17 protein-coding genes are annotated in these 24,891 nt (G+C 37.5%); 10 read left to right on the top strand and 7 right to left on the bottom strand.

Annotated elements, in window-relative coordinates:
• The first annotated feature begins 253 nt into the window (after positions 1 to 253).
• Positions 254 to 577 (top strand): hypothetical protein, encoded by a 324-nt coding sequence (locus L2586_RS19320; protein WP_235294591.1) that lies wholly within the window; start codon positions 254 to 256, stop codon positions 575 to 577.
• Positions 578 to 665: 88 nt separating this feature from the next.
• Here L2586_RS19320 and L2586_RS19315 read toward each other — a convergent pair whose 3' ends face one another.
• Positions 666 to 1,592, bottom strand: a complete 927-nt coding sequence (locus L2586_RS19315; RefSeq protein ID WP_235294590.1) for a TolB family protein — start codon at positions 1,590 to 1,592, stop codon at positions 666 to 668.
• Between the two features lie 233 nt (positions 1,593 to 1,825).
• On the opposite strand from L2586_RS19315, the gene rpsO reads away from it, so the two are divergent.
• From rpsO to rluF, 8 genes are all read left to right on the top strand, one after another.
• Positions 1,826 to 2,101 (top strand): 30S ribosomal protein S15, encoded by a 276-nt coding sequence (gene rpsO, locus L2586_RS19310; protein ID WP_235294589.1) that lies wholly within the window; start codon positions 1,826 to 1,828, stop codon positions 2,099 to 2,101.
• A gap of 107 nt (positions 2,102 to 2,208) precedes the next feature.
• On the top strand, positions 2,209 to 4,359 hold the full coding sequence (pnp, locus tag L2586_RS19305) for a polyribonucleotide nucleotidyltransferase (RefSeq protein WP_235294588.1): 2,151 nt from the start codon (positions 2,209 to 2,211) through the stop codon (positions 4,357 to 4,359).
• A gap of 211 nt (positions 4,360 to 4,570) precedes the next feature.
• Entirely contained in the window at positions 4,571 to 5,437 is an 867-nt protein-coding gene (locus L2586_RS19300; protein ID WP_235294587.1) for a sigma-70 family RNA polymerase sigma factor, read from the top strand.
• A gap of 58 nt (positions 5,438 to 5,495) precedes the next feature.
• Entirely contained in the window at positions 5,496 to 6,116 is a 621-nt protein-coding gene (locus tag L2586_RS19295; protein ID WP_235294586.1) for a hypothetical protein, read from the top strand.
• An 84-nt stretch (positions 6,117 to 6,200) separates the two neighbouring features.
• Positions 6,201 to 6,635 carry a hypothetical protein gene (locus tag L2586_RS19290; RefSeq protein WP_235294585.1) on the top strand — a complete coding sequence of 145 codons (435 nt, stop codon included), beginning with the start codon at positions 6,201 to 6,203 and terminating at the stop codon, positions 6,633 to 6,635.
• A gap of 283 nt (positions 6,636 to 6,918) precedes the next feature.
• Entirely contained in the window at positions 6,919 to 8,592 is a 1,674-nt protein-coding gene (locus L2586_RS19285; RefSeq protein ID WP_235294584.1) for an FAD-dependent oxidoreductase, read from the top strand.
• 530 nt (positions 8,593 to 9,122) lie between these two features.
• Positions 9,123 to 10,055, top strand: coding sequence for a phosphoribosylaminoimidazolesuccinocarboxamide synthase (locus L2586_RS19280; RefSeq protein ID WP_348535533.1), 933 nt, complete (start codon positions 9,123 to 9,125; stop codon positions 10,053 to 10,055).
• A gap of 2 nt (positions 10,056 to 10,057) precedes the next feature.
• Positions 10,058 to 10,822: a 23S rRNA pseudouridine(2604) synthase RluF gene (gene rluF / locus L2586_RS19275; RefSeq protein WP_235294582.1), complete on the top strand. Its 765-nt coding sequence runs from the start codon at positions 10,058 to 10,060 to the stop codon at positions 10,820 to 10,822.
• A gap of 353 nt (positions 10,823 to 11,175) precedes the next feature.
• On the opposite strand, the gene L2586_RS19270 is transcribed toward rluF, so the two are convergent.
• The 6 genes from L2586_RS19270 to L2586_RS19245 form a co-directional block, all read right to left on the bottom strand.
• On the bottom strand, positions 11,176 to 13,617 hold the full coding sequence (locus L2586_RS19270; RefSeq protein WP_235294581.1) for a zinc-dependent metalloprotease: 2,442 nt from the start codon (positions 13,615 to 13,617) through the stop codon (positions 11,176 to 11,178).
• A gap of 142 nt (positions 13,618 to 13,759) precedes the next feature.
• Positions 13,760 to 18,313, bottom strand: a complete 4,554-nt coding sequence (locus L2586_RS19265) for a T9SS type A sorting domain-containing protein (protein ID WP_235294580.1) — start codon at positions 18,311 to 18,313, stop codon at positions 13,760 to 13,762.
• A gap of 279 nt (positions 18,314 to 18,592) precedes the next feature.
• Positions 18,593 to 20,626, bottom strand: coding sequence for a transketolase family protein (locus L2586_RS19260; RefSeq protein WP_235294579.1), 2,034 nt, complete (start codon positions 20,624 to 20,626; stop codon positions 18,593 to 18,595).
• Positions 20,627 to 20,916: 290 nt separating this feature from the next.
• A complete protein-coding gene (locus L2586_RS19255; protein ID WP_235294578.1) occupies positions 20,917 to 21,798 on the bottom strand; it encodes an IPTL-CTERM sorting domain-containing protein in 882 nt (293 codons plus the stop codon).
• 153 nt (positions 21,799 to 21,951) lie between these two features.
• Positions 21,952 to 23,040, bottom strand: coding sequence for a DUF2911 domain-containing protein (locus tag L2586_RS19250; RefSeq protein ID WP_235294577.1), 1,089 nt, complete (start codon positions 23,038 to 23,040; stop codon positions 21,952 to 21,954).
• A 132-nt stretch (positions 23,041 to 23,172) separates the two neighbouring features.
• On the bottom strand, positions 23,173 to 24,027 hold the full coding sequence (locus L2586_RS19245) for a DUF4412 domain-containing protein (protein WP_235294576.1): 855 nt from the start codon (positions 24,025 to 24,027) through the stop codon (positions 23,173 to 23,175).
• Between the two features lie 252 nt (positions 24,028 to 24,279).
• Between L2586_RS19245 and L2586_RS19240 the strand changes: the two genes are divergently transcribed.
• Positions 24,280 to 24,891: a DUF937 domain-containing protein gene (locus tag L2586_RS19240; RefSeq protein WP_235294575.1), complete on the top strand. Its 612-nt coding sequence runs from the start codon at positions 24,280 to 24,282 to the stop codon at positions 24,889 to 24,891.

The following is a 24,891-nucleotide window of genomic DNA, read 5'->3' as shown; positions in this document are numbered from 1 at the left end:
GATTCTGCATTTATGCATTCTAAGAACGTAATATAATGCTAATCCGTCATTCCTTTTTCTTGTAAATTAGAATGAATGTTGAGTATTTGAATAAGAATCATCCAATTGTACACCAACCTAATTAGCAAATCCTAGCTATCTTTCGTTATTTCCATAAGCACTGTGTAACTTTATATACAAGTGCTATATTACTATATCTATTATATATAATGCCATGCATCCTGTATCTAAACTTTTTGTTCTACTGCTCTTAATGACAATCGCTATGTCTTCATGTGACCGTAATCAAATAGTCATTATTTGTGACAGTGAGGATCCCATTACAGACCTTGAATGGTTGAATAAGGAATATTTAGCAATCAAAGACTATCCTGAGATTAATGGAATATTTGCATTTAAGTATGATGGACAAACCATTATAGAAGTACAAAATTCATTATATAGTTCAACTAATCGTTCTCAGTTTCAATGTGATGGTAGTTTAATTGACTTTCAGTCGGACCAAACTAAATTTAAAGACTACCTTGCTCACAGAAAAGAAATAAAAAAACTCTTTGGAACTTCTATATGGCATTAAAATAGTAGTAATGACTACTACCCTGCCCTTTCATTGATTCCCGCCATTAAAACATTGACCTAAAAAAAATACACTAAGATGCAGCCAACTAATTCTTAGCTTCAAAGCGAAATGCTATCTGATAAATATTCCCAAATCCGTTCAGTTCGTTTAAAATTTCAATATCCAATTCATCTACATTATGTATTTCTAATTTCTCCCGGCCTATATTACTTGTAAAGTAAAGTACACCACTTCCCGCATGATAATATGGACAATAATCCAAACTCTTTGTATTAATATCCGATCCGAAATGTATTGCTGTCTTCCATTTTCCATGTTCATCTTTAACGCTATAATAAAGATCGCCACCTCCTAAGTCATCCGCCCTCCCATAGGATGAAAAGATAATTAAGTCCTCTGTCGAATTAACGTACGCATTAAATTCATAGGTCTTAGTATTTATGCTTTCACTGAGTGGCAGTGGCAATTGATATTCTCCATTAACAAATTTGCTAAGAAAAATATCTTCTGTTCCCACTCCATTCTCTCGAACTCCGGTAAAGTATAGATTACCATTCGCAGATACCGCTGGATAGAATTCGTCTTTTTCGGTATTAATAATATCGGGCAATCGAAGCGCTTTGCTCCATTCACCATTGGATAGCCGCTCTATATACCATATATCATAATCATCTTTTTCTGCAGTTTGCTCAGCATTTCTATTAGAAGCGAAATAAAGTCGCATTCCATCCGGTGAGAAGAAAGGCTCTAGGTCATTAAATTTTCCAGAGAATGAAGCTAGCTCTATGTTACTATAATCTGCTCCATTTTTCTTTGCTTTCAATATTACTCTCGTCTTGTTATCTAAAAGTGATCTAGTAAAATACACAACTGAACCATCAGGAGATACGGTGAAGTCTCGTTCGTTCAGGGGTGTATTAATGGTAGTTACCAATTGTGTCTCTTTTTCTTGACCATAAGATAATGTGGCAGCGCTTAAGAAGATAAAGAGGATTAGACAAGGATAATTCATTTGTTTGATATGTTTGATTGAATGAAAAATAAACACTTCATATTAAAACAATAAACGATTTATAGTGGCGTTTTGTCAATGGTTATAAAGCATGTCATATAAGAGCTAGGATATTAGGATGACATATTATTTCCAATAAATCAAAGTTTGCTTTCATTTTCATACAAAAAGCTTATCTTTGCGGCGCTATAACTGATTTTAGCAATCACTAATGGTATAAATAAAACAAAAAAATGGCAGTATACTTAACTGAAGAAAAGAAAAAAGAACTTTTCGCTGAGTACGGTGGAGACGAGAACAATACAGGTTCCGCAGAAGGGCAAGTGGCTCTTTTTACGTACAGAATTAAAATGTTAGCTCAACACCTAGAGGAGAATAAGAAAGATCATTCTTGTAGGAGAGCACTTCTTACCCTTGTGGGAAAAAGAAGAAGATTACTTAAATATATCGCGAAAAAAGATATCGTTAAGTATAGAGAACTAATTGAAAAATTAGGTATCAGAAAATAAAAAATTTACAAAGTACCATCGAACTCGATGGTACTTTGCTTTTTTGGCTTACTTCTTCGAATAAGCTGAAAACTACCTTTCTTTAACTCTATAATGAATAGAAATTTATGGGAAATCAAATTCCAACAACAATCTCATTTAACCTTCCTGATGGTCAGGAAGTCACCATCGAAACAGGAAAACTAGCAACTCAAGCACACGGTTCAGTTGTAGTAAAAATTGGAAAAACAATGTTATTCTGTTCTGTAGTTTCGGCTGCTGAACCTAAGCCAGGTCAAGGATTTTTTCCTTTGTCTGTAGATTACCAAGAAAAATTCGGAGCAATCGGAAGAATTCCGGGAAACTTCTTTAAAAGAGAAACAAGATTAAACGACTACGAAATCTTAACTTCAAGATTAGTGGATAGAGCGATCAGACCATTATTTCCAGATGGTTACATGAACGAAACACAAGTAATTATCAACTTGATTTCAGCGGACGAAGAAACAATGCCCGATGCATATGCAGCACTTGCTGCTTCAGCAGCATTAGCTGTTTCTAACATCGTATTCGACGGTCCGTTATCAGAAGTTAGAGTTGCAAAAATAGATGGCGAATATGTTATCAATCCAGGTCGTACTGCTTTAGCGAATGCATCATTAGAACTAATTGTTGCTGCAACTAAAGATAATGTGATGATGGTAGAAGGTGAAGCTAAAGAATGTTCTGAAATAGAAGTTATCGAAGCGATCAAAGTAGCACACGAAGCTATTATCGTTCAGTGTGATGCACAAATTGCATTAGCTGAGAAAGTAGGAGAAAAAGCAACTGTAAAAAGAGAACTTGTTCCTGCTGAAGAAAATGAAGAACTAAAGAAAGCAATCGAAGAAATCGCAAAAGCAGGAATTCTAGAAGTTGCTCAAGGAGAGTTAGACAAAGTAGCGAGAAAGGACGGCTTTAAAGCTGTAAAGACTGAAATGGAAGAGAAGTTAGTTGAGAAATTCGGTGAAGAGTACATGGAAGAAAATGGACACTTCGTATCTGGATACTTTGACAAACTTAAGAAAGCAACGATCAGATTAATGATGCTTGATGAGTCTAAAAGATTAGATGGAAGAAAATTTGACGAAGTTCGACCAATTTGGGTTGAGGTAGACTACCTTCCTTCTGCTCACGGATCAGCAATTTTCAATAGAGGAGAAACTCAAGCCTTAACTTCACTAACATTAGGAAGTAAAATGGATCAGCAAATGGTTGATACTGCTTTAGTTTCTGGTTACGATAAATTTATCCTTCATTACAATTTCCCTGCACTTTCAGTAGGAGAAATCAAGCCGATGAGAGGACCTGGAAGAAGAGAAGTAGGTCACGCTAATTTAGCTGGACGATCGCTAAGACAAGTTCTTCCAGAAGATCATGCTTATACGATCAGAATTGTTTCTGACATCTTAGAATCAAATGGTTCGTCTTCAATGGCAACAGTTTGTGCAGGTTCTATGGCACTGATGGACGCGGGTGTACCGATTAAGTCTGCAGTTTCTGGTATCGCAATGGGAATGGTTGCTGAAGGAGATAGAATCGCAGTACTTTCTGATATCTTAGGAGATGAAGATGCATTAGGAGATATGGACTTTAAAGTAACGGGTACTGAAAACGGTATCACGGCTTGTCAGATGGATATCAAAATAGATGGTTTACCATATGAGACTTTAGAGAAAGCTCTTAACCAAGCGAAAGAAGGTAGACTTCATATCTTAAATGAAATGAAGAAAGCCATCACAGCTCCAAACGAAGATTTCAAACCACACGCTCCTAGAATCGAGAGCATTATCATAGAAAAAGATTTCATCGGTGCAGTTATCGGACCTGGAGGAAAAATCATCCAAGAGTTACAAGCGAAAACTGGAACAATCATTACTATCGAAGAGAAAGATGGTAAAGGTCATGTGAATATTTCAAGTAATGATAAAGTTGCTTTAGAAGCAGCAAAAGATGCTATCTTAAAGATTGCTCACGTTCCTGAAATAGGAAATGAGTATGAAGGTATCGCACGTTCATTAATGCCATATGGTGTTTTTGTTGACTTTGCAGGAAAAAGTGGACTACTTCACATCTCTGAAATTTCTCACTCTAGAGTAGAGAAAGTAGAAGATGTGTTCAAGGAAGGAGACAAAGTAAAAGTTAAAATTCTTGATATCGATAGTCGTTCTGGAAAGATCAAACTTTCACGTAAAGCATTGATGCCGAAGCCTGAAAGAAAAGAGAAAAGCGACTCTTAAATAGTACGAAAAAGCAATATAAACCTGGTCAAATGTAATTTGATCAGGTTTTTTTTATTTAAATATTGAATTAAAGAAACCTTTTCATAAATATTATTGTAGTAATTCTATTGAAAACAATGTAATCGTTTGGTCATGTTTATTTCGTGGCTAGATCAGATGTCATTCTATTAAGTGTTCAGGATTTAGAGATTTAACCCATCAACAATCAATGAGACAATTAAGAATAACGAATAAAATAACAGCTCGAGAAAGTTTAGCTCTTGACAAATATCTAAATGATATTGGGAAGATTTCGCTTTTAACCGCTGATGATGAAGCACGTTTAGCCAAATTAATTCGGAATGGTGATAAAGATGCGCTCGAAGAATTAACCAAAGCGAACTTACGTTTTGTCGTTTCTGTTGCTAAGCAATATCAAAATCAAGGTCTTTCCCTTTCTGATCTTATCAATGAGGGTAATGTAGGCTTAATGAAAGCTGCTAAAAGGTTTGATGAGACAAAAGGATTCAAGTTTATTTCCTACGCCGTGTGGTGGATTCGACAATCTATCCTACAGGCTATCGTCGAATATTCTAGAATTGTAAGGTTACCGCTTAACAAAGTTGGTTCTTACAACAAGATTAATGAAGCATTCATATCCTTCGTCCAAAAATCTGAGAGAGAACCTACTCACGAAGAATTAGCTGAAATTTTAGAAATTACTCCGAAAGAAGTCGCAACCATGTTAAATGGGAAAGGCAGGCATATCTCTTTTGATGCACCATTAGGCGGTGAAGAAGGAGAATCTACTATGCTAGATCTTTTCGAAACCAGCGAAAACATAAGTCCCGATCTTAAGTTAATGGAACAATCTCTAAAAGATGAAGTGAACCATGGTCTTGCTAGTCTTTCCCCTAGAGAAGTGGATGTGCTTTGTGCATATTATGGCTTAAAAGATGAAAAAGGTAAAACTTTAGAGGAAATAGGAGACATGTACGGCTTAACACGTGAAAGAGTTCGACAAATTAAAGAGCGCGCACTTAGAAGGTTACGAAAATCCGTAAATAAAAATGCCTTGAAGTCCTACTTAGGATAAGCATTTGGTCAAATATTTATACCTTGTGATCGTTTTCTAAAATTATAATGCATTCTGAATGTTAAGATTAATCAATCTTATATTTAATGGAGGGTTCGATCCTAAAAAAGAAATTCTTGAATTAAGATCTGAAATTGATGATCTCAAGAAAATGATTATCAATTGGGAAGAGTCTGAAATAGAATTACTTTCTTTGAATCAAGTAGAAAGGAGTTTCTCTAGTCGCTTTGCAAATACTGTAAAAGGCATCATCGATTCTATATATCATGAGCACATGATCGCTTATGGGTATAGAGAGTTTCCAGGGAGCAGGAAGAAGAGTTTAATTTATGCGACGACACTCAAGCATGAATTCTTCTATATCACAAAAGATAACAATACACAGATATTTGTAGATGAGCATTTCCTAGGAAATATGAATGATAAAGGTTTGATTTATGGTAAGAATAATAGAAGATTAATCGCTAGAATCAATGACTATGATAGACCTGTGAAACCTATAATTATTGGAGACAAGGGAATCGGAGCTATCTTGGATCCCATCACAAATGACAAATTTAACCCAAGGGCATTCGAGTATATTTCATCTAAATTATCACATACTGATTTTCTAATTACAACTGCCCTAGCAATTTATACCATTGTCGATAGAACAAAGGAAATTAAGAAACTAAAGTGATTATTGGGTGGATTTAATAAATTTCCTTTTCTTGTGTAAGTAAAATTACAACATTTCGAGCCGAATGAGGTTTATATAAACAATATGAGTACACTTGATCAAGTAAGATTTATAATATATCGTTGCCATGAGAAAGGATTAGAGATATTTCTAGTCAATTCAAATTTAGAAAACGATCCTGATGTTTGGAATATCCCTCAAGGCGATTTAATCAGCCAAAAGTTGAATGTTGACCCAGAACATATTATCGAGCTAGATCCTTTCGAGGATGAATTCGGAAATGTATCTAGAGCCTATGCAATAGAAGGTGACTGGCATGATATCCCATCGATCAGAGGAATGATCAAACATGATATTAAGTTGGTAAAATCAAAAGTAAAAGAAATCCTTCCAGACTCTGAGAAAGGAACTTATTTTGCGATGAAAGAAGCCTTTAAGAAAGTGTTGCCTGTAGAATATGCAGCGCTTAAAGAATTAAAAGACATAATCGTTGATAGAAATATGCTACGAAATTTGTAGTTAATTTTCTAAGAAAATATATAATTAGAGTGATCATTCAGATGGATGATCACTTTTTTATTTTTAGGAGGTTTGAGTCAATACATCTGTAAAATCCCAACTTTCTAAATTTAAATAAATCAAGAACTAGCAAGTCCATTTTCACTTGTAAGAATATCTTTATCGCTCAATCATAGTTATACTCTTCTTGCATTTATCATTTCATAAAACCCAAATCTAATCCTATTTTTTCTATATTGAATTCGAAACATTAACCACTAGTAAATTTTATAATAGAATAACGATGTTAATTTCAAAGCTCCATAAATCAATCTTGCTAATCGTCTTAGCAATTTTATATCTATACCCAGCTCATGCGCAATTGGATAAGAGTGTTCCAGTACAAGAAAACACCGCTGACATCATCATTTATGGTGGAACTTCAGCGGCTATCATCGCAGCTGTAGAAGCTAAAAAATCAGGCAAGTCTGTTATTGTCGTTTCACCAGATAAGCACCTCGGAGGGTTGACTTCTGGAGGACTTGGATGGACGGATACTGGAAACAAAAGTGTTATTGGTGGATTGGCGAGAGAATTTTATCATCGGGTATATCTCCATTACAATACAGATGGGGCTTGGAATTGGCAAAAGAGAGGAGAATATGGAACCAAGGGGCAAGGAAGCCGCGATATGGACGGTGAGAGCAGAACCATGTGGATATTTGAACCGCATGTTGCAGAAAATATTTTCGAAGGATTCCTTGATGAATTTGATATTCGAGTCGATAAAGAACAATGGCTAGATCGAGAAAAGGGTGTCATTATGGACAATGGTAAAATTATTTCCATCACAACATTAGACGGTCAGCAATATCATGGGAAGGTATATATTGACGCAACATACGAAGGAGACCTCATGGCATCTGCAGGAGTGAGTTATCATGTCGGAAGAGAAGCTTCTGATGTCTATGGAGAAGAATGGAACGGAGTGCAGACAGGCGTGTTGCATCATAAGCATTGGTTCAAATCCGATATTTCACCCTATGTCATCCCTGGAGATCCATCCAGTGGACTGCTACCAAGAGTATCTGGAGAACATCCTGGAGAAAAAGGAAGTGGAGATCATAAAATTCAAGCCTACTGCTTTCGTTCTTGCTTAACGAATCATCCATCCAATAGAATTCCTTTTCCAAAACCAGAAAGTTACGATCCAATGAATTACGAACTTTTAGCTAGATCTTTTGCAACAGGCCGTGATGATTGGTTTGAAAAGTTCGATGTTATGCCTAATCATAAAACGGACACTAATAATCATGGTCCTTTAAGTAGCGATAACATTGGCATGAATTACGACTATCCTGACGCATCTTACGAACGCAGAAGGGAAATTATCAAAGAGCATGAAGAATACCAAAAAGGGCTTTATTGGTTTGTCGCGAATGACCCAAGAGTTCCTGCTGAAATTCAAACGGAAATGCGCAATTGGGGTCTTGCCAAGGATGAATTTATAGACAATGGAAACTGGTCGCATCAAATATACGTGAGGGAAGCCCGAAGAATGATCGGTGACTACGTCATGACTGAAAATGAATTGCTCAAGAAAAGACCAACTACAAAGTCTATCGGCATGGGTTCTTACACCATGGATTCTCATAATGTGCAACGATATGTAAAAGCAGATGGCTTCGTACAAAACGAAGGAGATATAGGTGTGAATACAAAGGGACCTTACCAGATATCATATGGGTCTTTAATACCTAAAAAGGAAGAATGTAGGAATTTACTTGTTCCAGTTTGTGTTTCTGCAAGTCATATTGCTTTTGGTTCAATAAGAATGGAGCCTGTCTTTATGCTACTTGCACAATCGGCAACGGTGGCGGCAGCGTTAGCCATTGATCTAGATGTTCCTGTTCAAGATGTTCCATACGATCAATTAAAAACTATACTGGAGGAAAGAGGTCAGGTGTTAGAGAAGTAGTGCAAATGGTCTTGACCTAACTTTCGGACATTTTCACCCTCAAGTTAAGAACAAACAATAAAACCCCTCGGTCTCGATCACTCATTGCAACGCTAAAATTTCTACTATTATCAATGGAAGCATCTACCAAAAAGTAGTTCTAATGTTTCTACTGACTTACGGTTTCCAAGTATAGGATTCTCCTCGGTGTAAATTCAATTCAATAAATTGATTCTGATATCGCTTAACCACAGGACGGTTGGTTTCGGAGATATTACTCATTTATCAATTTTTATTTATTTGATTATAACTTTTAGGATTCATTTAGAACACTCCTCACAAAGTACAATCTTATGCCGATTTTTATAATTTATCCAATCAGGAGCACTTAAAACTTTAGCAGGATACGTAGCCGATTTGATTTTTCTGATCCTATCTGATTAAAATTTTCTGGATTTGCCTGTCTGAAAAACGATATTGAAATAAAAAGGCATTTGAAAAGAAGTCTTTGGTATATTAATTTTACTTTTGCATTGACTAAAAACAAGGGTATGAATACGGTCGGAAATACTAATTTTAAGTTTGAGAATCAAAAATCTTTCTACCGAGGAAAGGTGCGAGAAGTTTATACATTTCCAGATAAAATTGCAATGGTGGTAACGGACAGAATTTCTGCCTTTGACCATATACTCCCTAAACCAATTCCTTATAAAGGTCAAGTGCTTAATCAGATTGCAGCACATTTTCTAGAAGCTACGAAACATATTGTACCGAATTGGCTAGAAGCTACACCCCACCCTAATGTGGCTATCGGGAAAGCATGTAAGCCGATTATGCTAGAAATGGTTATTCGCGGTTACATGGCTGGTCATGCAGCAAGAATATACAGTGGAGGACGAAGAATGATCTGTGGAGTCATTATGCCTGAAGGATTAAGAGAAGGCGATAAATTTGCAGAACCAATCATTACTCCAGCAACCAAAGCAGAAGAAGGGCACGATGAGGATATTTCGGCAGATGAGATCCTAGCAAAAGGAATCGTAGATGAAGGAACTTGGGAATTGCTATGCAAATATACGAGAGACTTGTTTACCCTAGGATCAATTATGGCAGATGAACAAGGACTCATTCTAGTAGATACTAAATATGAATTCGGAATATACAATGGGCAAATCCTTTTAATGGATGAAATCCATACACCTGATAGTTCGAGATATTATATCAAAGAAGGATATCACGAACGTCAGAAGAAAGGAGAAAAGCAAAAACAATTATCTAAAGAATTTGTCAGAGAATGGCTAATGGAAAATGGTTTCCAAGGTCTTGAAGGCCAACAAATGCCGGTGATGCCTGATGATTTTGTTCAGGAAGTTTCGGAAAGATACATTGACTTATACCAGCAAATTACTGGTAAAACATTTATTAAAGAATCAAATAACAACCTGCTCTCAGATATAGAAAAGGCCATCAAAGACTCAATATAATTATGGCAGATGACGCTTCTATCTCAATCAATAAATACATAAGTTCTACTGGGTATTGTTCTCGAAGAGAAGCAGACCGCCTGATAGAACAAGGCCGAGTATTGCTGAACGGAGAACCAGCTAAAAAAGGCAACAGAGTTCAGGAGGGTGATCAGGTAATCGTCGATGGAGCTTATATCAAAAGCAATCCTAAAAAAGTATTTATCGCTTACAACAAACCTGTAGGAATTGTATGTACTACTGACTTATCTGAAAAGAAGAATATCATCAGTCAGATTAAGCACAAGCAAAGACTCTTTCCGATAGGAAGACTTGACAAACCATCACAAGGACTAATTTTCTTAACGAATGACGGTGATATTGTCAATAAGATCTTAAGGGCTGGGAACAATCACGACAAGGAATATATCGTATCTGTAAATAAGCCTATTACTCCGGCTTTCATAAGAAAGATGGGTGATGGTATTCCAATTTTAGGGACTGTTACAAAGAAGTGTAAAGTAGAGCAAATCAATGATAACACTTTTCGGATTGTGTTGACTCAAGGACTTAATCGACAGATTCGAAGGATGTGTGAGTTTCTTGATTACAAAGTTTCGAAACTGAAGCGAACTAGAATAATGAATGTGAGTTTGGGTAACATGGAAATAGGTGCATGGAGAAACCTCACGGAAAAAGAATTAAGTCAGCTAATTGAGTTAAGTAATTCATCATCAAAAACGGAGGAGGCATCAAAGGATAGGAGGAAGAAAAAGAAACGATTTTAACCTCACCGAATTATATGTTGTTTTATGAAATTAAAAGCCGAGCTTCATGGTCTCACATCTAGTGAGGCTATGAAATTGAGAGGCGTATCAGAGTTAATTGCCTCCTCACAATACACGATCATAGTCCTGCAATAGCTCAACGATCCCTCGTTCCTCCAGCTCGGTGATCTAATTCCTTTTTCTCACATTCAGTGAGGCTATGAAATAGCGAAGGCCTATCAGCGTTAATTAACTCCTCCAGATACACAATCATAGTCCTGCAATAGCTCAACGATCCCTCGTTCCTCCCGCTCGGTGATCTAATTCCTCTTTTTCACATTCATCAAATAAGCGTCACATCAATACCATCAGCTCTATTCCTTCTCCAATATCTCCGAAACCAAAGCACTAATATCCTCTAGATGATAACGCTCGATTCCAGCTGAATATCTACTTGCATTCGATTGCGCAAGATTTAGTATCGCTACCAGCTCAGCTCGCGTCACCGCACTAATATCCGTCCTATCCTTCATATCAGCTTCTAAAAGCGATCCTAATCTCATGACATGACTCCGCTGAAGATTCCTTCGATAAGGATCTATATTCCCTCCTGCTTTTACTTCTGCCCATATCCCATTTCTTACTTCTGCCATCATTTCAACTAACTCATATGCGTCCTCACCATTCAATGCTTCATTATCGATCATTCTTTCCAGTCTACTAGTCGTCAGCAATCGTCCGAGCAATCGGGATTGCAATGATTTAATTCTATCCGTAGATCCAGATGGTTCTATGTTTCTTAATATTTCATCTTGTAATAACCAAGTAGGTGTTGAGAATACATGCTCGTTCAGAAAAGCAATAGATTTCTTCTGCTCTAAGGCTGCAGTATGCTCATATGAAATCCCTTCCTGCTTGGTTGTTTTTCTCAACTCATAGACTCCTCCAACATTGGTAATGACATGCCCACAATACCTCGACCAAACACCTATTAATTCTCCGTACAATTCCTCCAAGTCAGCATAATCTTTATCTTCCGGTGAAGTCCATTCTAATAAATTTTCAGCTACAATTTTCAAATTGGAAAGTCCATAGGTACTTGCCTTAATCGGATCATCACCGACACTTTCTGTTTGTGAACTCGGATCGAAGGAATTAGAACCACCGAATAAATACATCGGATCTCCTTCTTTCTCAACTATCCACTTTGTCAATGTCGCTTTCTCATCCTCAGGAATCTTCACATCCGGAATATATCGATATCCCCAGTTGATAGCATAAGAATCATAAGGCCCAAGCATTCTTACCCATCGCACACCCTCATCTCCAGGTTGTGCTACATAGTTATATCTCGTATAATCCATCAATGTGGAAGCAAGCCCCCATTTCTGGGTAAAACTTGCCGATCTTAACGAATCTGTCGGATAAGCATAGGATGCTTTCATATTATGTGGCAAACCTAAAGCATGACCGATCTCATGCGAAATCACCATCCGCATCATTTCTCCTATTTCAGCTTCTGGCGTATTCAGCGTTCTTGCTAGTGGATTAGCAGCTCCTGTTTCTATTAAATATCTATTTCTATATGATCTTAAGTGGTTATGGTACCATACAATATCACTTTCTATTATTTCTCCAGATCGCGGATCTGAAACACTAGGTCCCATCGCATTTCTGGTAGTCGTCGCAACGTATCTTACTGTTGAATAACGAGCATCCTCAGGACTCCAATCTGGATCTTCTTCTGGCGTAGGAGCGTCTTTAGCAATGATGGCATTTTTAAAACCAGCTGCCTCGAAAGCCACTTGCCAGTCTTCGATTCCTTGTTTAAAGTATGGACGCCACTTCTTCGGTGTTGCTGGATCTAAATAATAAACGATCGGCTTCACTGGTTCTACTAATTCCCCACGCTTATATGCTTCAATGTCCTTCGGTATCAACTTCCACTTTCTGATATAGGTTTTTTCATCCGCTTTCAATGCTTCTGAACCATAGTCCACTTGACTTATCGTAAACCATCCCACTCTTCGGTCATACAATCTAGGAATCATAGGCTCTTCCGGAAGGAGGTACATCGACTGGCTCATTTGCAATGAGATGGTTCCTGTTCGTGCATTCGATGGAGGTTCTGATGCAGAAAAAGTCATATCATGTCTCACTTCTACATTTTCTGGATAAGCCGACATTCTGCTGATAAAACTCCTCTTGCTGTCTAAGCTTTTTACTTTATACTGTTTTCTAATTCGTTCTGAAAGTCCTGTAATCGCCCTCACATCGCTTAGGAATAAATTATTGACTTCTATCAGTGCTTTCGTGCTGTCTTCATTAAATCCTTCTATCTTAAATGCAGCAATTACTGGTTCGTAGTTATTAGCTTTTACAGAAATATAAATAGGCAAGGTATCATTCGCCACACTATTATAAGAAATCGACTTCAAGTGAATCGCGTCATTTACCCTCGTCCATCTGACTAATTGTTCATTGGTCTTAGAACCAGCATTGACATATCCACCTCCTACTCCATTCGGAATTTTAGAAATTCGACTTACCCAAAGCATATCCTTTTCTAGCTTGTCAAATGGAATTTCGTAGTAATATTTGTCTTCCACTTGGTGCACACTGAAAAGACCGTCACTTGAAATAGCTTTCTCTGTGATAATGTCTTTGTACTTCTTAAATTTTGATTTTTCTTTCTCTTTCTTCTGCTCTTTGGGCTCTTCCTTCTTCTTCTTTTTGAAGAATTGAGCGGATGCTGGAGTAAAGATTCCGCCTAATAGAAAAGTAATGAGCAATACGTTAAGTAGTCTGTTTTTCATATCTAGATTGGTTTATAGAATTGACAAAATAAGAAAGATTATAGAAACCTGACTTAGATTCTGCCTATGAATCACGTTAAAATTAAAAAGCATTGACCGGATAAGTGATCAATGCTTTCTAATACTTCGTGTTTTATGTTTTTTATATTTTTATAAATTCCTTGATTACCGATTCTTTATTAGCTATTATTTTAAGGTAGTACACACCAACATCTAATGACTCAATATTGACCTCCATACCATCATCAGTCATATTTCGATTCGCAACCACTTTTCTTCCGTAAGCATCGAAAATATCTGCTTGAAGATCATCTGAAAGATGCTTTTTCAATGTTACATTAATGATAGATCTAGATGGATTAGGAAAAATATCAACATCATTTTCTGTCAATAAACCAGAAGTACACAAATCTCCGTTATCCACTCTTGTAACGGTGATTGGGTTTGAAAGGGAATAACATCCTGCAATATTCATCGCATTCGAATCGACAACTGCACCAGATATTTCACCGTTGTAAGAAACATGCCATATTAAACAAACTCCGACTCCTGCGCCTTCTAAATCGAAAGGTGGAGCTGCTGGCAAACCAAGAATATTCAAGTCTTGATCCGTGATAATCCATCCACTGCTATCGCCAGCAATGCTATCGATACTCACATTAAATGCATCTGACTGACCGTCACCAGCACAAATTGTAATTTCATTTTCTCCATTTTCTAAAGTTAATATTCCACCATCTACTGCTTTTCTATTGATGATAATTGGATTAGATAATGCAGTACAACCATCGATGTTGTAAGCTTTTTCATCTAGGTCAATTCCAAATATGCTTCCATTATAAGATAATTGCCAGATCAAACAAGTGCCTTCTCCTGCACCTTCTAGGTCAAATGGTGGCGCAAAAGGTAGTGCTATAATATTTGTATCTGCATCTGTAATTATCCACGCTGTTTTACTGCCTATACCACCTGAAACAAGAGGCATAATCATATCAGCGTTTCCATCACCTACGCAAATATCCATTTCCGTAATATTTCCATCCAATGAAATACTTGCTCCTTCGACTCCGTCTCTAGTAATCGTTATTGGATTAGAAAAAGCAACACATCCTATTAAATCCTTTACATTTCCGCCCATCACTAATCCATCTAATTCATCGTTGTAGTGATAATTCCAAATTTGACATATACCTGCTCCTGCATCTTCTAAGTCAAAACTTGGTCCCTCTGGCAATCCTAATATCAATCCTGATGTATCTGTTATTACCCAGCCACTGGAATCACCCAATCCGCCATTGACAACTGCAGTAATAAGATCTGAAATGCCATCTCCAGCGCAAATGGTAAAAGCAGTCGATCCCGCAACAGTAGCAATTGTTGATGCTTCTATCCCACTTCTATTGATGGTTATTGAATTGGAAAGTGCAGAGCAACCTATTAAATCCGCTGCATTCATTCCTACTTCTAGTCCTTCTATAGTACCATTGTATGATAAATACCAAAGTAAACATTGACCTTCACCCGCACCTTCAAGATCAAAAGTAGGTCCATCTGGAAGTCCAAGAATATTTAATTCAGAATCGGTAATAATCCATTGAAAATCCATGCCAGGTGTTCCGACCACATTCACTGCAAACTCATCAGATATCCCATCGCCAGCACAAATATCCATCACTGTTCCTCCACCCTCTATTGCTATTTCCACACCTTCTACTCCACTTCTTTCTACAGTAATCTGATTAGACAAAACAAAACATCCAGATAAATCAGCAGCATTTGCTCCGACTTCTAGACCACGAATTGTTCCGTTGTAATTCACATTCCAAAGCAGACACGTTCCTTCTCCAGCACCATCCAGATCAAAACCTGGACCTTCTGGTAGTGCCAATATATTAAGATCTGCATCCGTAATAACCCAGGCGCTAAATTCACCGACGCCCCCACTGACTTCTGCTGTAAACAAATCTGAAATTCCATCACCTGCGCAGATTGCAATTTCTGTTCCTCCACCTTCGATAGCAATTGCCGATGCTTCCACACCGCTTCTGTTTACCGTAATTGCATTAGAAAGTGCAAAACATCCAGTGATATCATTCGCTGATCCACCAACTTCTGCTCCTTCGAGGTCACCATTATAAGATACATACCATATCAAGCAAGTTCCTCCTCCTGCTCCTTCTAAATCAAAAGTCGAAGATTCCGGAAATGCTAAAATATTCAATGCATCATCCGTGATAACCCAGATTCCGTTCTCGCCTTCTCCTTTTTCAAGAGTTGTGTTAAAGGCATCCGAGATTCCATCTCCTGCACATATATCGATTTCCGTTGCACCACCTTCTATCGCAATTGCAGACGCCGAAACGCCATTTCTAGTCACCGTAATCGGGTTAGACAATACAAAGCATCCTGATAAATCGCCAGCGTTTTCACCCACTACAGCTCCCGTCAATGTACCATTATAATTTACCTGCCATAGCAAGCACACTCCGCTTCCAGCTCCTTCTAAATCGAATGTAGGACCTTCAGGTAGTCCTAGTATATTCAAGTCTGAGTCCGTAATCACCCAAGCACTACTCTCTCCTATTCCTTCAGAAGACGTAACGGTGAAAGGATCTGCTACACCATCACCAGCACAAATAGAGAATTCTATCTCTCCGTCTTCTAGTGCAATTGCCGATGCTTCCACACCACTTCTGTTTACCGTGATTGCATTAGAAAGTGCAAAACATCCAGTGATATCATTCGCTGATCCACCAACTTCTGCTCCTTCAAGGTCACCATTATAGGATACATACCATATCAAGCAAGTTCCTCCTCCTGCTCCTTCTAAATCAAAAGTCGAAGATTCCGGAAATGCTAAAATATTTAAGTCAGAGTCCGTAATCACCCAGATTCCGTTCTCGCCTTCTCCTTTTTCAAGTGTGGTGTTAAAAGCATCCGAGATTCCATCTCCTGCACATATATCGATTTCAGTTGCACCACCTTGTATCGCAATTGCAGACGCCGAAACGCCATTTCTAGTCACCGTAATCGGGTTAGAAAGGACAAAACACCCTTCGAAGTTGCCAACATTTTCACCTACTGTCAAACCCGATAATACCCCGTTGTAATTAACTTCCCAAAGCAAACATACGCCGCTACCCGCCTCTTCAAGGTTAAATGTAGGGCCATTAGGAAGTGCTAAAATATTTTGGTCTGTGTCTGTAATTACCCAATCCCTATTTTCTCCTTCACCATTTTCAGAGTTTACAGTAAATAAATCAAGATTACCATCGCCAGCGCAAATAGACAATTCTACGCCTCCACTTACTAATTCAATGGTCGATGCTTGGACGCCACTTCTCGTTACAGTGATTGCATTAGATACACCATAACATCCTTCTATATCACCTACATTCATTCCAACTTCAGCACCCGTTATTGTTCCATTATAGGATAGACACCATACCAAACATGTTCCTGCACCTGCACCTTCTAGATCGAATGTCGGTCCTTCCGGAAGACCTAAAATATTCAAGTCCGTATCCGTTATTACCCATTTTTTCTGGCTCCCTTCTACTCCTTCCACTAAAACAGTGAACGGATCCGGTATTCCATCTCCAGCACAAATAGAAAGCTCCGTTCCTCCTGATTCTAGAGAAACTACACCTCCTGAAACACCATTCCGATTAATTGTTATCGCGTTAGATAAGGCGGCACAACCAATAACATCTTCTAAGTTACTTCCCGCAGTTAGTGAGGGCAATTGGCCATTATAGTTAAGATTCCACAATAAACAAACACCAGGGCCAGCTCCCTCTAAATCAAACGTCGGACCATCCGGTAGCCCAAGTATATTCTTATCTGAATCTGTAATCACCCATTGATTGAATTCACCTTCTCCTCCAGTAAGAACAGGTGTAAATTCATCAGACACACCATCTCCCGCACAGATAGACATTTCTGTACTTCCATCTGCAAGAGCAATCTCTGAACTTTCAGCTTTCTGTCTAACCACTGTAATGGGATTCGAAAGCATAAAACATCCACCAAGATCCGCTGCATTCAGTCCGACGATATTTCCAAATATCTGATTGTAATTCAATCTCCATATCAAGCAAGTTCCTACCCCAGCTCCTTCTAGATCAAAAGTATTGCTATTCGTTAGGGCAAGAATATTCAGATCTTCATCTGTAATAATCCATTTATGATATTTTCCGATGCCTTGGGTATATTGAACCGTAAATGGATCGGGAATACCGTCGATGCATATTTCGATGGTTGTCCTATCATCTGAGGAAATACTAGATGCTGCAATAGGTTCTCTCGTAATGGTTATCGCATTAGAAAAGTCTAACCATCCTTGCACATCATCTTTATTCATGCCGACTTTAAAAGCTCCAACGATATCTTTATATCCCATGTGCCAGATAAGACATGTTCCAGCGCCTGCCCCTTCGAAATCAAAGGTATTGCTCGTCTGAATCGCTAATATTATGCCTGCTGTATCAGTCACTACAAAGGTACTTTTCGGACCTTCCGCGTCCATCAGCATAACCATAATAGGGTCAGCAATTCCATCACCTACACAAGTCCTGGTTGCAGTACTTCCATCCATTAAGGATATAATACCGCCAACGTAATTTTCTGAAGCTAAGACTTGTGTTGTGAATAAAAATAGAGTTGAAAATAAAGTAAGGAGTAATTGTTTTGTCATTTCAAGTAGTTTATTGTCTAATAAATAGGGTTGATAATATGAAAATAAGCATCATATATTATAAGAACTGATTAAAAACTATTTCGTTAATGGAATTTCTGAACTTGAGTGTTTTTTAGGACAAATTGTTTTCTTTAGGACATTTAACTTAACAATCAACCACTTATAGAGAACCAAATATCATATATTAAATATTCATATATGTCTTCATATTAAAAAGCCCAGAAATTCATTATTTCAGAAAATCTGGGCTTTATTTTTTTAGGTCAATGTTAGATCCTACAAATCAAGTAATTCACTAACACACTTGTATACATTTTCTCCTGTAAATCCGAATTTTTCATCTAATACCGTGTAAGGTGCTGAATATCCGAAATGATCTAATCCCCAAACCTTTCCAGTATCACCGGTAAGTCCTTCTAGGTTTACTGGTAATCCTGCTGTCATTCCGAATTTAGGAACATCTGCATCTAATACCGATCTTTGATAAGTCTTAGATTGAGATCTGAATAATCCTTCACTAGGAACGCTTACAATTTTGATAGCAATATCTTTTCTTTCTTCTAGTAATTTCGCTCCGTCAAATAATGTCGCTACTTCTGAACCATTCGCTAAAAGAATAACATCAGGAGTTCCATTACAATCTTTCACGATATACGCACCTTTTGCTGCGCCTAGAGCGTCCTCGTACCCATTATCACTTGGAATATTCTCTATGTTCTGTCTTGACAAAATCAGTCCAGAAGGCGAATTCGAATTTTCCAGTGCCAATTTCCAACAAACCGTTGTTTCATTTACGTCTGCAGGTCTTAGCGCTAAGAATGAATTATTTCCTGAGTGATTCTTTAGTTTTTCTAGAAGTCTGATTTGTGCTTCTTGTTCGATCGGCTGATGTGTAGGTCCATCCTCCCCTACTCTGAATGCATCGTGCGTCCAGATAAAGATTACTGGTTGTTCCATTAATGCAGCTACTCTTATAGCTGGTTTCATATAATCAGAAAATGCGAAAAATGTTGCACAAACTGGGATCACTCCACCGTGTAATGCCATCCCAGTTGCCAAGGCTGCCATCGTTAACTCTGCAACTCCTGCTTGTAAGAACGCACCGCTGAAGTCACCTTTCGTGAAAGCAGTTGTTTTTTTCAAGAAACCATCTGTCTTATCACTATTGGATAAATCAGCAGAAGCAACGATCATGTTTTCTATGTTGTCTGCAAAATGTGCAAGAACGGTAGAAGATGCATTTCTGGTTGCATTATTTGGTTTTTGCTCGATAGATTCCCAATCGATATTTGGCAGCTCTCTATTCATAAACTTCTCCAGTTTCCCAGCTAAGCCTTTATTGTTAGAAACCCATTCTTTAAACTCTTTTTTCTGAGCTGCTGCTGCACTTTGCTTTTCAGAAATGACGTTAGCATAGTGTGCTTGAACATCTTCGAATATCTGAAATGGATTATCTGGAGATCCACCAAGGCCTTCTATTGTTTTTTCATAAGAAGCGTTAGAAGCACCTAAAGGTTTTCCGTGTAATTCCACTTCACCTTCGTATAAATCATTAGATTCACTTCTCACCCCTTTACCCATAATCGTCTTTCCGATGATTAAGCTTGGTCTGTCTGTTTCAGCGATACATTCTTTTAGCGCTTTTCTGATCTCGTCATGGTCATTACCATCGATGGTAACTACATGCCATCCCCAAGCTTTATATTTTGCTGAAGTATCCTCTTTAGTTACTGCATCTACTTCTGTGGATAACTGAATATCATTCGCATCATAAAACATGGTAATATTTCCAAGTCCTAAGTAACCTGCTATTCTTCCACCACCTTGAGAAATCTCTTCTTGAACTCCTCCATCAGAAATGTAGATAAATGTGTTGTGTTCCACTACTTTACCAAAACGTTGTGCTAGAAATCGCTCCGCAATGGCAGAACCAATTCCAAATGCATGTCCTAGTCCTAGTGGACCTGATGTGTTTTCTATTCCTCTCTCGAAATCTTTTTCTGGGTGACCTGGCGTCACACTTTGCCATTGGCGGAAATCAGCTAGGTCTTCCATAGAATATTTACCAAACAATGCCAATGTCGAGTATAGCATAGCAGACATATGACCAGCATCTAAGTAAAAACGGTCTCTTGCGAACCAGCTCGTGTCAGAAGGATCAAAATTTAAAAACTCGCTAAATAAAACGTGCATAAAGTCTGCACCTCCCATAGGACCACCAGGGTGACCTGACTTAGCTTTTTCAACCATTGCGGCAGAAAGTATTCTTATATTATCTGCTGCTCTTAACGAGATAGACTTATCAATCATATTTCTTTTTTATGCAAAAATAAAAAGTATAGGCTTAACAACTACTTTTTATAGATCTTTCTGCATTTTACATAGTGACACCTTTAAAAAAGTACTCGATTTCTAAAGCGCTATTTATCCATTACACTAGTAAAAATTATTAGACCTCCTAATGTCAAGAATTGCTTTTTATAGGTTGCACAATTGAGTGTATACCCATCTAGTTCATATTGAACCCACATGATGATCTTGATATACTAGACGATGTCTTACTTCATTCCCCTAAAATAGTCGTATTTCCTAACTCAAACTTAGCAAGCTGCAAGATTTGTTTGCTTACTTTTGAAACTTGAAATTCCGAATATGAATAAAAGTAAGGAAAGAACAATCATTGCCCACTGACTTAAAGTTGGAACTGCTGCCGCATTATCTTCAAGATTCGCTGCATACTCCACAACGTTTTGCATGTAAATATGTGTATTGAGAGCAAATGGGGACTCTCTAGTATAGTAATGGGATACAGGAATTGTTGAGTAAATCACGGAACCTGCGCCAAACGGGTAAACAAAAGTGACCGACTCGTTAGCATCAGTTCTAGACAATATATTGAGACTGTTAGCTGGCAAAGTATTTGCTTCAGCATACCCATGACTTGAAGAGTCTCCTCCATCTAGACTTGCGTTGTCAAGACCATTGGTTATCACAGTGCTGTTGTCTTGGATATCAACGACCGCATCATTACTTAATTCCCTTAAAATTGAGATATTTTCTCCTCCGGGTAAAACAGTCGCTGCTTCCGTAACATAAAAGTCGTGCATCACTAGAACTAAACCATTATTAACCGCATTTTCAATAACATTCAACTGAGCTAAATACTCCGCACCATAACTATAATTGTCAGGGTTATCTACTATCAAAACATCAATGTTCGCTAATTCAACTTCAGAAAGATCAAAGATCTGAACTGGCGAAAAGCCAGCATTATTAATTGCCGCAGCCTGATCTGACACTCCTTGTCCTGCCGACATGTTATAATAGCCCACATCACCAGGAGCTTGAGCAGCAAGTGTACTTGGTGCGTACATATTGTAGTTCGAAATTAATTCGTTATGCAAATCTTGGGAGGAAGATTCTTGTCCAGAAAGACTGAATGAAAAAATAAGAAAAACAAGGAAAGTTGAATATTTATACATGTTTTGGTGTTAGGCTTATGAAATTTGTAACAATAGTAGATAAAAAATATTAATTTTTCAATAAAAAAAGCTTTATTTTCAATCACTAAATAATACCACTAAAAAATGCCCCGATTAATTAAAACCGGAGCATTACATTTTTTATTTTAAATTTTATTTCCAGGAAATAGGAATCGCCGCACTCGTCATATCCCAGCCAATAATCATATCAGCAGAATTTTCAGATTTCTCTTCGAATATGATAGATAGCGCTTCTATCACCTCCTTCTCCTTAGAAACAGAAACACTCACTGAGGCAACATCTTTCGTTTCATCACGATTTGCTTCTCCCCATATCGGATAATCCTTACTGAAGATAATATCCCAGGTTGCTCCATTCAATTTTGCAAACATCGCGTATCTACCTTTCTCTAATTTCTTATCTCCCACTTGAACATCCTTGTAGAATACAATTTCAGTCGCCTCATTAGCACCGATTCTCCACATTTCACCGTCTTTAAGCAATTCTCCGAAAATGTTTCTTCCTTTCTTCTGAGGTCTGCTGTAGTAAACTTGAATAATCGGATCAGCTTTCTTATCCACTGATTCTGCATAATTATTAAATGCACTATTCGAAGGATAATGTGCCATATCCATTGGACTTGGATCCACGGCACCAAAAATGACTGGATTAAATCCAATTGGTAAAGTAGCTCTTGTGTTTTCCCATTCGATAACAAGATTAGCAGTCTTATCATCTATTTCTTGGAAAGTCATGGATAAGGCTTCTCTTGTTTTATCGATCGTTTTCACTGGTGCAACGGCAGTGGCAATTGTCAACGATTGATCTCTATTCGCATTTCCCCAGATTCCAGATTCCGTGGATAATAGTAACGTCCAAGAATCTTTATTTGGGATCGCAGACATGGAATATGTTCCCTGCATAACTGTCGTTTCACCGAAAGTTACCGCTTGGTAGAATGTAATCATTGTTGCCTCATTGGCTCCTAATCTCCATTCTTCTCCGAATTTCAATAATTCTCCAAATATTTTTCTTTCTTTCCTAAGTGGTCTTGAATAAACCACCTTTACTTTTGGTTTGATGTTCTGTGCTTCCTTAGGAAGGTAATTTCTCCATGCAACTTCTTCGGGGAAATACTCCACATCTAATACACTTGCATCTAATTTTGGCCATTCTCTTTCTTGGCTCTGAGCAAATGTTATGAAAATGGCTACAAAAGCCAATGAAAATAGATACTTCATTTAGTATAGGGTTTAATTTTTTAAGCAGATTTTTTTATCACCCGCTAAAATACTAAAAACTGAGACCGTTAAAAGGTAATTAACAGGACATCTACCGAAACAACTCCACTTTTCTAATTTAACAAAACAAGATTAAAAGAGCTTAGAAAGGTCTGTTGCCTTGTATTTGCTCAGGTCGTAATTTAACTCTTGCTTGATGACTTCCTTCGTAATCATAGTCGTGGTCGTTTTGTCCTTAGTATTTTCAATGACCATTTTGAGAATGACTCCTCTTTGATCCTTAGGATAATTAATTGCTGGATTAGCATCGAAAGTCTTCGCATATACTTCAGGATTCAATCCTATTCCATTGGCAATATAATAATGGCCAGTAAAATCTTCATCTTCGACCAAGTATTCATCACACTTGTAGCCTGCTACCATTTCGGTTTTGCCAGTTTTTGTAAATTCCGGTATTTCCTCGTTTTCTTCTTTCTTTTTAGCCTTTTTATTCGCCTTGTCAATAAATGATTCTAAATTCATAATCGTCACTTTACCTCCCATTAAGGCATAGTTCTTTTTATCTCCAAAATCCATAATATTAAAGATATTCTCCATTTCTGTACCTATATATGCACTGTCCTGAGAATAATGCGCTTTGACATAGATAACATCTCCTTTACCTTTTTTGTCTTTAGTGACCATTTCCATATCCAAGGTCATGTCAAACTTAAATTCCTTGTCCACAGTCTTAGAAGAAAACAAACCTCCGAATGGACTACTATTCGAAGTCACCGTAGAATCTGTTCTCACAGATGTGTTTTCAGTTGTTTTGGTAGAATCGGATCCGAAAAGCTTGTTTACTAATCCATTGAAAGTTTTCTCAATCATTTTGTCAGCTACCTTCTTTTCAGCTTTTTTAACGGCTTGTTCAGCAGAACTTACTTGACCATAAATACTTGAAAAAGAGAATGTAGCGAGAATACAGCAGAAAATTATTGATTTCATTTTGATTTTTTATGTTACTTTTTAGTCGTACGGCGTCTAAATAGGTAAACAGTACAATTAGAAAATTATTTTATATCTTCAAATTGCAAACACAGTTAGAGATTGCAATAGTTCCTCAACGATTTGAATTAGAATGTAAATTAAGTAGAAATTGGCTCTTTTTAAATATGTGTAAAAAATATATATAAATTATATATTAATTACTTTTTTATAATTGGTAAAGCATGTGTACTTTACAAAAAACAAAAAAAAATGGATAATATTTTTAACCTCATTCAACAACAATTAACACCTGACGTAATTGCAACACTTAGTAAGCAGATTAGATCTGATGAAGCGACTACTGCTACTGCAGCACAAGGAGCAATTTCAGCTATAGTAGGTGCACTTTCTAAAGAATCAGCTAATCCAGCTAAAGCATCTTCACTATTAGGTGCGCTTGATAGAGATCATGATGGAAGCATTCTTAATGATGTAGTAGGTCTTCTATCAGGAAGCTCTAGTGCGGCTAATTCAAGATCAAATAATGGTTTAGGAATTCTTGAACACCTTTTAGGAGGAAACACGAATAACATCGTAGCAATGCTAAGTCAAGGAACTGGTTTAGATTTCTTGAAATCAGGAAAACTTCTTCAGTTATTAGCACCTATCGTAATGGGTAGCTTAGGAAAAGCTAAAACTCAAAACGTTGTGAATCAAAACAATGTATTTGACTTCTTAAGTGGATCTGTGAAACAAGCTGCAGGAGAAAGAAAAGAATTAAGTATGATTGAAAAAATTCTTGATTCAGATGGTGACGGTAGTGTAATGGATGATGTAGCGGGAATGGGAATGAAATTTTTAGGTGGACTTCTTAGAAGATAA

It is taken from the genome of Portibacter lacus, assembly GCF_021533215.1.
In the GTDB taxonomy this organism is placed as follows: domain Bacteria; phylum Bacteroidota; class Bacteroidia; order Chitinophagales; family Saprospiraceae; genus Portibacter; species Portibacter lacus.
This window is presented reverse-complemented; position numbering and strand designations above follow the sequence as displayed.